Raw genomic sequence first — 9638 nt, 5'->3', positions numbered from 1 at the left:
CACCTCGTCGGCGATCAGCAGGATGCCGTGCTGGTCGCAGAGCTCGCGCAGCGCCTTCATGAAGGCGGCAGGTGCGGAGTAGAAGCCGCCTTCGCCCTGTACCGGCTCGATAATGATGGCCGCGACGCGCTGCGGATCGACATCGGCGGCAAAGAGCTTCTTCAGCGCCGCCAGCGACTGATCGGCGGTGACGCCGTGCAGCTCGACCGGGAAGGGAATATGGAACACGTCGCCCGGCATCGCGCCGAAGCCGACCTTGTAGGGCACGACTTTGCCGGTCAGCGCCATGCCCATGAAGGTGCGGCCGTGGAAGCCGCCGCCAAAGGCGATGACGGCCGAGCGGCCGGTTGCGGCGCGCGCGATCTTGACGGCGTTCTCGACCGCTTCGGCGCCGGTCGTGACGAAGATCGTCTTCTTCTCGAAATCACCAGGCAGCAGAGCGTTCAGCCGTTCGGCAAGGTGCACGTAGCTTTCGTAGGGCACCACCTGATGGCAGGTATGGGTGAAGCGGTCGAGCTGATCCTTGACCGCTGCGATGACCCGGGGATGGCGGTGGCCGGTATTGAGAACGGCGATGCCGGCGGCGAAATCGATGTAGCGGCGGCCTTCCTTGTCCCAGATCTCCGCGTTCTCTGCGCGATCCGCATAGATCTGAGTGGTCATGCCGACGCCGCGGGAAATGGCGGCGTTCTTCCGGTCGGTAAGGCTTGTCGCGGTCATCGATGGCTCCTGCGTTGAGAGGGAGTGGAAAGCTATCTTGTATAATTTCTGCAAGATGTGTATAAAACTCCTACATTTTTCCTGCAAGAAAACAAGAGGCATTTTTCGCTTCAAACATCACGCTTTTTGATGGAGGTTCTGGGGCGATTGGAATCGGGGACAGTTTCGGATGAATGATAATGGGCCTGTACGCTACAAGGTGGCGGAAGCCGCGCGGCTGGCAGGCGTTTCTGCCTCGACGCTGCGCCTCTGGGAAAGCCAGGGTCTGGTGGTTCCCGGTCGTTCGGAAACCGGCCATCGGCAATACAGCGCCGACGATGTGGCGCGGCTGAAGCGCATCTCCTGGTATCGTGTCGAGCGCGGGCTCAATCCCGCGGCAATCCGCGAGGCGTTGGAAAGCGAGGAACCTTCCGCCGATGGCGCCGAGGCAAGCCAGGATACCGGCCTTGGCCGTAAGCTGCGCAGCCTGCGCCACGCGAGCGGTAAGACGCTCGATCAGGTGGCCGGCGACATCGGCGTCACCTCGTCGACGCTCTCGACGCTGGAGCGCACCTCGCAGGGCGTCAGCTTCAAGACGCTGCACGATCTGGCAGACTATTACGGTACCACCGTCTCGCGCCTCTCAGGTGAGGAAAGCGGGGAGGTGCCGGCGCTGGTGCGCGCCGGCGAATGGCGCAGGTGGCCGGAAACGACGCCGGGTGTCGCGGTGCAGCTTCTCGCCGAAGGCCGCCGGATGATGGACTGCCATCGTTTCGTGCTGGCGCCGGGTGCTGCCAGCGAGGGCGCCTATCGCCACGAGGGCGAGGAATTCATGCATGTTCTGTCCGGCCGGCTCGAACTGGTGCTCGACGGCGATCAGTTCTTCGATCTCGGCCCCGGCGATTCACTCTATTTCGAAAGCCGCCGCGACCATTCCTGGTGCAACCGTCACGATGGCGAAACCGTGCTTCTCTGGATCAATACGCCGCCGACATTCTGAACCGCAGCGCCTCGGCCCGAAAATATCGAAATCGATTTCCGGAAAGCGCGATGCAGAGATTAAAAAACGGTAGAGCGTCCTTTGTGCGTCCAGAGGACGCATGGCGCTCTACCGCAGCAAAGCGGTTTCGCACTCTGCGCCTTTGCGCTATAGCCCAAAGAGATGCATTCGTACGAAAGACAGTCTCATGGCAGCGACCATACGTTATCACGAAGGCGATATTTCCGCGGCCGACATTGCCCGCTACACCGGCGCGATTGCGATCGACACCGAAACGCTCGGCCTGGTGCCGCGCCGCGATCGGCTCTGCGTCGTCCAGCTTTCGCCCGGTGACGGCACCGCCGATATCATCCGCATCGCCGCCGGTCAAAAAGAGGCGCCCAATCTTGTCGCCCTGCTCGAAGACCCCACCCATCAGAAGATCTTCCATTACGGCCGCTTCGATATTGCCGTGCTCTTCCATACCTTCGGCGTCACCGCGACCCCGGTTTTCTGCACCAAGATCGCCTCGCGCCTGATCCGGACCTATACGGATCGCCACGGCCTCAAGGACAATCTCAAGGAGATGCTCGACGTCGACGTCTCCAAGGCGCAGCAATCTTCCGATTGGGCGGCCGAGAGGCTGTCTCCGGCCCAGCTCGAATATGCCGCCTCCGACGTGCTTTATCTGCATGCGTTGCGCGATAAGCTGACGGAACGGCTGATCCGCGACGGCCGCTACGATCATGCGACGGCCTGTTTCGAATTCCTGCCGACCCGCGCCAAGCTCGACCTGCTCGGCTGGGAAGAGGCCGATATCTTCGCCCACAGCTGAGCGAATTGCTTTCATTCTGCGTTTGCCAGTAACCAGGCGGCAGACTTGTCTGCGGCCGTTAGCGATTCATTAACGCCTGTTTATTAACATTCCTGTTAATTTTTATGCATTCGATGACGCCGGAACTGCGTCATGCGGACAGGAGGATCTGCTGGGATGCAAGGGGACCGGATGAGCGCGGTCCTTTTCTAGAGCCTGCTTTCATCGTCACTTTACGAAAGGAGCATGCCATGTTGACTCCCGTTCGTGCAGCGTCCAATGCAAGCTTTTCGTCCCAGGGTCAGACAGCGGCGATCGTCGCCAGTGGTCTCGGCCACTCGGCGATTGCCCCCGCGCCTGTCAACGCCGTCGAAGCCGCAGACCTCAATTCCGCCATTGCCGGCAAGCTCAATATTCTGCTCCTTGCGGCGCGCGAGCGCATGGTCGAAGCCCTTTTCGATGTCATCGATGCGGCAGGACGCTCGATTTCGCTCGATCGTGGAGATGACGAGAGCAGTCTTGCCTTCGCCTCCCGGCTTGCCGATGCGATCCGGCGGCTGCCGGCCGCGAGAATCGACGAGGTCGAGCGCCAGCTGACCGCGCAAGGCCACGGTCTGCCGCTGCGGACCATTGCCGAAGCTCTGAAAAACCCGACAGGCCCGGAAGCCGCCCGCATCGTCGCCTATCTGGAAATCGTTCGCTACAAGGATCGCGATCTCGCCGCCCGCGCGGTCGTCCGCTCCTATGGCCAGAACGATGCATCGCCGATGCGCGCCGAAGCTCGCCCTGAGATCCGGCTGCCTGAGATCCAGCTGCATGAGGACAGCCTGCCTGCCGCCATGCCTCAGCCGGCAGACACGGCGCCCGCGTCAGCCGATTCGCTGATCGAGGCCGCAGCTCTGGCGACCACCGAGGAAGCGATCATCGCCGAAGCCGTGGAAGCTGCCGATCCGGAAGCGCCGAAGGCTGAAAACCAGGCTCAGTCCGCCTCGGCGACCACAAGGGAGGTCGCCCCGGAAAAATCTGCGTCGCAGGAGATCGAAGCCGGGCAACCGCTGCCGACGGAGGCCGCAGCGGTCGACGATACGCAGGCAACGCCGGAGCCGCCTGCCATCCAAACCACTACGATGTCGGAAAAGGTTGATCCTGTCATTCCCAGGAACTGGGCAGGAATTGTCGCCTCCATGACCGAAGAAGTCTCCGAGATGATCGCCACCATCATCCGCGAGCAGGACATCGAAACCGTGCTGGAGGATGTTCCCGTCGAGGCGGCAGTGGAGATCGATACGATCCTCGACGACGCCGTCATCAGCGATGCGACCGAGACCTTGACCAGGCAGCCGGCCGAATTCACAGCACCCGATCCTCGCCAGTCCGCAGCGCTCCGTCCGGCGCAGATGGATATCGAGACCGTGCCGGCAGCCCGTCAACCGAAAGAAATATCCGCGCAACCGCAGATGATGCCGGTTCCCGAGACGGCCGAGGCTTCCGATCTGCCGCTGGCGGCAAGAATGCCGGAGGGACTTGCCTACACCCAGCTGCCCTATCAGTTCGCCAAGGATATCCTGTCGAACGAAAAGGCAGGCGAAACCCACCACCAGCACCAGCACCATCGCGACGGCGCCCCACAGGATCAGAATCAGGACGAGCAGCAGGCGCAGTCCGGCGGCGAGGATGCCGAGCCCGACGGCGAAGAGACCGACGCAGCACCCGCGCGGAGGACCCCGAGGATGATCGATTCCGAACCAGTGGCTCATCAGCCGGCAGGCGCGGCCGCCGATCCGGTCTATGCCCTCTATCAGCGCATGGTCGGCTGGGAATAGCTTTTTTTAAAGCCTGAAAATGAAGAACCCGCCGGATCGCTCCGGCGGGTTCTTCAATTCAAAGGCGGTGAGGCTTATTCGCCGCCGCGGTTCTTCAGGGCTGCGCCCAGGATGTCGCCGAGCGAAGCGCCGCTGTCGGACGAACCGAACTGGGCAACGGCTTCCTTCTCTTCCGCAATCTCCAGAGCCTTGATGGACAGCATGATCTTGCGGTCCTTCTTGGAGAAGTTGGTGACGCGGGCGTCGAACACCTGGCCGACCGAGAAGCGCTCGGGGCGCTGCTCGTCGCGATCGCGGGCGAGGTCGGCGCGACGGATGAAGGAAGTGATGTCCTCGTGGTTGACGAGCTTCACTTCGACGCCGCCGTCGTTGACCGCGATGACTTCGCAGGAAACGACTGCATTCTTGCGCAGGTCGCCAGAAGCAGCGGCGTCGCCGACTGCATCTTTGCCGAGCTGCTTGATGCCGAGCGAGATGCGTTCCTTCTCGACATCGACGTCCAGAACGACGGCCTTGACGACGTCACCCTTGTTGAACTCCTCGATGACCTGTTCGCCCGGACGGTTCCAGTCGAGGTCGGAGAGGTGCACCATGCCGTCGACATCGCCGTCGAGGCCGATGAACAGGCCGAATTCGGTCTTGTTCTTGACTTCGCCTTCGACTTCAGTGCCGGCCGGATGGCTGCGGGCGAATGCTGCCCACGGGTTTTCCAGCGTCTGCTTGAGGCCGAGCGAGATACGGCGCTTGGACGGATCGACTTCGAGAACGACGACTTCGACTTCCTGGCTCGTGGACAGGATCTTGCCGGGGTGAACGTTCTTCTTGGTCCAGGACATTTCCGAGATGTGGATCAGGCCTTCGATGCCCGGCTCCAGCTCGACGAATGCACCGTAGTCGGTGATATTCGTAACGGTACCGGAAATCTTCTTGCCTTCCGGATACTTGGCCTGGATGCCATCCCACGGATCGGACTCGAGCTGCTTCATGCCGAGCGAGATACGGTGGGTTTCCTGGTTGATGCGGATGATCTGAACCTTGACCTGCTGGCCGATGTTCAGGATTTCCGACGGATGGTTCACACGGCGCCATGCCATGTCGGTGACGTGCAGCAGGCCGTCGATGCCGCCGAGGTCAACGAACGCACCGTAATCGGTGATGTTCTTGACGACGCCGTCGACAACCTGGCCTTCTTCGAGGTTCTGAACGATTTCAGAACGCTGCTCGGCACGGGATTCTTCCAGAACCGTACGGCGCGAAACCACGATGTTGCCGCGGCGCTTGTCCATCTTGAGGATTTCGAAGGGCTGCGGGTTGTGCATCAGCGGGGTCACGTCGCGGATCGGGCGAATATCGACCTGAGAACGCGGCAGGAAGGCGATCGCACCGTCGAGGTCGACCGTGAAGCCGCCCTTGACCTGGTTGAAGATCACGCCTTCGACGCGCTCGCCAGCTTCGAACTTGGCTTCGAGCTTGACCCAGCTTTCTTCGCGGCGAGCCTTCTCGCGCGACAGAACGGCTTCGCCAAGCGCGTTTTCGATGCGCTCGACATAGACTTCGACTTCGTCGCCGACCTTCAACAGGCCGTCCTTGGCGCGCGCGCCGAATTCCTTGAGCGCGATGCGGCCTTCAACCTTCAGACCGACGTCGACAACGGCGACGTCCTTCTCGATGCCCGTGACGATGCCCTTGGTGACATAGCCTTCGGCCAGGTCGTTCTTGGCAAAGGACTCTTCGAGAAGAGCCGCGAAATCCTCGCGGGAGGGGGTAGCTACTGACATAAAATCTCCTGCGTGTCCTAAAACGGAAGCGGACACGTACGCGCCGGTTGGTTTGCGTTGAACGGGCCTGAACCCAGTCCGCCTTCTCTTACGAAGGCAATCCGGCGCTTGGACGGAATTTCAGGCTTGCTGTATTAGAAGCGATCCATGCTCAGAGCACGCAAAATCGCTTGAATTTAGGCATTTCGGCTCAAGACCGCATCGATGATCGATTGAGCAGCTTGAAACGCGGCCTCTATACTCATTTCCGACGTATCAAGCAAGTGCGCATCATCAGCTGGTTTCAAAGGGCTGTCGGCCCGTCCCATGTCGCGTTCGTCGCGCCGCTTGACGTCCTCGAAGATCGCATCGAAATCCGCGGTCAGGCCTTTGCCGAGGATCTCGTCATAACGGCGTCTTGCGCGGACTTCCGGCGACGCCGTTACATAGAATTTCACCGCCGCATTCGGGCAGACGACCGTGCCGATATCGCGCCCGTCGAGCACGGTTCCCGGGGCTTTCGCCGAAAACCGCCGTTGCGCTTCGACCAGAGCCCGGCGCACCGCCGGCATGACGGCAATCTTCGATGCGGCTTCGCCGATCTCATGTTTGGAAAGTATATCGCGATCCAATCCAGCGAGTTCAACCTCTCGCGCGATCTTTTCCGCCACCGCCTCGTCGTCGAGCGGCAGGCCGGCATCGAGCAGCGCTTTGGCTGTGGCGCGATAGGTCAGGCCGGTATCAAGATGGTGATATCCGTAGCGCTCTGCGATGAGGCGCGAGAGCGTGCCCTTGCCCGCTGCCGCCGGGCCATCGATGGCGATGGTGAAGGTCTCGTTCGTCATGTGATCAATCCTGCGACAGCGCGCCGAAACGGCAAATGAGTTTGGCTTCGCGGAATTGCGGCGGCCGGTAGATCATTCCGCCACCGCCTCGATCTTTGCTCCAAGGCCGGTCATCAGCTGCATGAATTCCGGAAAACTGGTCGCGATCATCGCCGCGTCGTCGATCGTCACAGGATGCTCCGAGGCAAGTCCCATGACAAGGAAGCTCATGGCGATGCGATGGTCGAGATGTGTGCTGACCCGGCCGTCGGCAGCGTTACCGAGGCCCTTGCCGTCGGGCCGGCCGCGCACGATGAGAAAATCCTCGCCTTCGTCGCAGTCGACGCCATTCAGCTTCAGGCCGTCGGCGACGGCGGAAAGACGGTCGGACTCCTTGACCCGCAGTTCCTCCAGCCCCTTCATGATAGTCGCGCCCTCGGCGAAACAGGCGGCGACGGCGAGAATAGGATATTCATCGATCATCGACGGCGCGCGATCTTCGGGAACGGTCACGCCCTTGAGTTCGGAATGGCGCACGCGCAGGTCCGCCACGTCCTCGCCGCCGGCAAGACGTGCATTCGCCACCTCGATATTGGCCCCCATCTCCTGCAGCGTCAGGATCAGCCCGGTGCGGGTCGGGTTCATCAGCACGTTGACGATGGTGATGTCGGAGCCGGGGACAAGCAGCGCCGCAACCAGCGGGAAGGCGGTGGAGGAGGGATCGCCCGGAATGTCGATCACCTGGCCTTTGAGCTTGCCGCGGCCTTCGAGCCGGATCGTGCGCACACCCTCGCTGTCCGTTTCAACGGAAACGGCGGCGCCAAAACCCTGCAGCATCTTTTCGGTATGGTCGCGCGTCATCACCGGCTCGATGACCGTGGTGACACCCGGCGTATTGAGGCCGGCAAGCAGCACGGCCGATTTCACCTGGGCGGATGCCATCGGCACGCGATAACGGATCGGGCTCGGCGTTCCCGGGCCTCTGAGCGTCACCGGCAGCCTGTCGCCCTCGGAGGCGCTGACCTGCACGCCCATTTCGCGCAGCGGATTGAGCACCCGGCCCATCGGCCGTTTCGAAAGCGAGGCGTCGCCGATGAAGGTGGAGCGAAAATCGTAGGTGCCGACGAGGCCCATGGTCAGCCGCACGCCGGTGCCGGCATTGCCGAAGTCGAGCGGCGCGTCAGGCGCAAGCAGTGCACCGTTGCCGGTGCCGTCGATCACCCATTGCGCGCCATCCTTGCGAATTCGGGCGCCCATCGCCTGCATCGCCCGGCCGGTATTGATCACGTCCTCGCCTTCGAGCAGGCCGGTGATCCGCGTTTCGCCGGAAGCAAGCCCGCCGAACATGAAGGAACGATGCGAGATCGACTTGTCGCCCGGAATACGGACGCTGCCCGCAAGACCGGCGGATTTGCGGGCGGTGGCGGGCTTTGGCGCAGAGCCGTGCAGCATGCGTAATCCTTTGCAAACGCAGTCTATTTTCGCCGCAAGACAGGCTTGGCCGGTCGCAATTCCCGTCCGCTTCCGCAGCTGTTGCGGCTCGTTAACATAAACGCGCCGGGCGGTCATCCGTCGGCTTGCCAAAAACCCGGCGCCCGGATCGCAAAGTTTGGCTTTGACATGGGAAGCCACAGCGATTAAGGGGACCGGCTTATAAATTCCGATGGAACGCCGGCTTGAACGGCATCTGCCGAATCTCATATTCGGCTATTCACACGAGGCTTATAGTGGCGAAAGCGGAACTTGGAACCAAGCGTACCGATCCGGAAACCGGCAAGAAGTTTTATGATCTGAACCGGGATCCGATCGTCTCTCCTTATACTGGCAAGTCCTACCCTCTGTCCTTCTTCGAAGAAACCTCGGCGATCGCCGAAGTTGCCGAGGAAGAGGAGGTCGCGGAAGTCGATACTGAAAACACCGAAGTCGAACTGGTTTCGCTGGAAGATGCCGATGACGCCGCCAGCGGTGACGACATCCCCGATATCGGCGATGACGATGTCGAAATCGAAGGCGACGACGACGACGATACCTTCCTCACACCCGACGAAGATGACGATGATGACGACATGAGCGACATCATCGGCGTGACCGGCGACGACGACGAAGTCTGAGACCGCATTTCGGCCCGGCGAGGAAAAAATTCTCCGGGCCAGATTTTTTAGGCTTGCTATCTCCGGAATCCGGAAGTAATAAGCCGCCACTCCGCAGGGCACGCCCTGAGGAGTATCCCAGGACCGGCCCCGAGCCGGACCACCTTGATGGGGCTATAGCTCAGCTGGGAGAGCGCTTGCATGGCATGCAAGAGGTCAGCGGTTCGATCCCGCTTAGCTCCACCACGCTTCGCCCTTACGGGCTTCGCGTGGCACAGCCGCGAGAAATCGTTAGGCCGAAGCAGTGCCCGGCATAGCCCGAAGGGCGACGACGGGCTGAAACGCTGATGTGGTACGTCTATATTCTCCGCAGCGCCGATTTTCCCGATCAGGAATACACCGGGTCTACAGCAGATCTGAAACAACGATTTGCGGCCCACAATGCCGGAAAATCCGCCCACACCGCCAAATTCGCACCATGGAATTTGCTCTGGTACTGCGCCTTTCCCGACAAGCTTAAGGCCCTTGAATTCGAAACATATCTGAAATCGCACTCCGGCAGGGCTTTTGCCAGCAAGAGATTGGTCCAGCCGAATCCGGACCCGGGTCGTCTCGCCAATTGGAAGACTGATTCCGATTAAGTGCCGCCTAC

General features: G+C 61.3%; 9 protein-coding genes and 1 tRNA gene. 6 read left to right on the top strand and 4 right to left on the bottom strand.

All coding sequences use genetic code 11. From position 1 onward, the window contains the following. Positions 1-720, bottom strand: a 720-nt coding sequence (locus FY112_RS03995) for an aminotransferase class III-fold pyridoxal phosphate-dependent enzyme (RefSeq protein WP_151517760.1), incomplete at its 3' end; no start/stop codon positions are given. A 169-nt stretch (positions 721-889) separates the two neighbouring features. On the opposite strand from FY112_RS03995, the gene FY112_RS03990 reads away from it, so the two are divergent. From FY112_RS03990 to FY112_RS03980, 3 genes are all read left to right on the top strand, one after another. Further along, positions 890-1699, top strand: coding sequence for a MerR family transcriptional regulator (locus FY112_RS03990; RefSeq protein ID WP_151517759.1), 810 nt, complete (start codon positions 890-892; stop codon positions 1697-1699). Positions 1700-1886: 187 nt separating this feature from the next. Then, on the top strand, positions 1887-2513 hold the full coding sequence (locus tag FY112_RS03985) for a ribonuclease D (RefSeq protein WP_151517758.1): 627 nt from the start codon (positions 1887-1889) through the stop codon (positions 2511-2513). A gap of 230 nt (positions 2514-2743) precedes the next feature. Then, the gene (locus FY112_RS03980; RefSeq protein ID WP_151517757.1) at positions 2744-4315 is read left to right on the top strand and encodes a hypothetical protein; all 1572 of its coding nucleotides are present in this window, start codon (positions 2744-2746) and stop codon (positions 4313-4315) included. Positions 4316-4389: 74 nt separating this feature from the next. Here FY112_RS03980 and rpsA read toward each other — a convergent pair whose 3' ends face one another. From rpsA to aroA, 3 genes are all read right to left on the bottom strand, one after another. Continuing rightward, positions 4390-6093, bottom strand: a complete 1704-nt coding sequence (rpsA, locus tag FY112_RS03975; RefSeq protein ID WP_003544285.1) for a 30S ribosomal protein S1 — start codon at positions 6091-6093, stop codon at positions 4390-4392. 176 nt (positions 6094-6269) lie between these two features. Continuing rightward, complete coding sequence (gene cmk, locus FY112_RS03970) at positions 6270-6917, bottom strand: (d)CMP kinase (RefSeq protein WP_151517756.1); 648 nt, start codon at positions 6915-6917, stop codon at positions 6270-6272. Between the two features lie 72 nt (positions 6918-6989). Then, on the bottom strand, positions 6990-8348 hold the full coding sequence (gene aroA, locus FY112_RS03965) for a 3-phosphoshikimate 1-carboxyvinyltransferase (RefSeq protein ID WP_151517755.1): 1359 nt from the start codon (positions 8346-8348) through the stop codon (positions 6990-6992). Positions 8349-8623: 275 nt separating this feature from the next. On the opposite strand from aroA, the gene FY112_RS03960 reads away from it, so the two are divergent. The 3 genes from FY112_RS03960 to FY112_RS03950 all read left to right on the top strand — a co-directional run bounded on the left by FY112_RS03960 (position 8624) and on the right by FY112_RS03950 (position 9627). Further along, positions 8624-9007, top strand: a complete 384-nt coding sequence (locus FY112_RS03960; protein WP_012759632.1) for a TIGR02300 family protein — start codon at positions 8624-8626, stop codon at positions 9005-9007. Between the two features lie 149 nt (positions 9008-9156). Continuing rightward, positions 9157-9232: transfer RNA gene (locus tag FY112_RS03955), tRNA-Ala, on the top strand. A 101-nt stretch (positions 9233-9333) separates the two neighbouring features. Beyond that, positions 9334-9627, top strand: coding sequence for a GIY-YIG nuclease family protein (locus FY112_RS03950; protein WP_017962715.1), 294 nt, complete (start codon positions 9334-9336; stop codon positions 9625-9627). Positions 9628-9638: the final 11 nt, after the last annotated feature.

Origin of the sequence: Rhizobium sp. PEPV16 (assembly GCF_008919455.1) — a bacterium.
In the GTDB taxonomy this organism is placed as follows: domain Bacteria; phylum Pseudomonadota; class Alphaproteobacteria; order Rhizobiales; family Rhizobiaceae; genus Rhizobium; species Rhizobium leguminosarum_Q.
The sequence above is the reverse complement of the archived record's forward strand: the minus strand, read 5'-3'. Positions and strand labels throughout refer to the sequence as shown.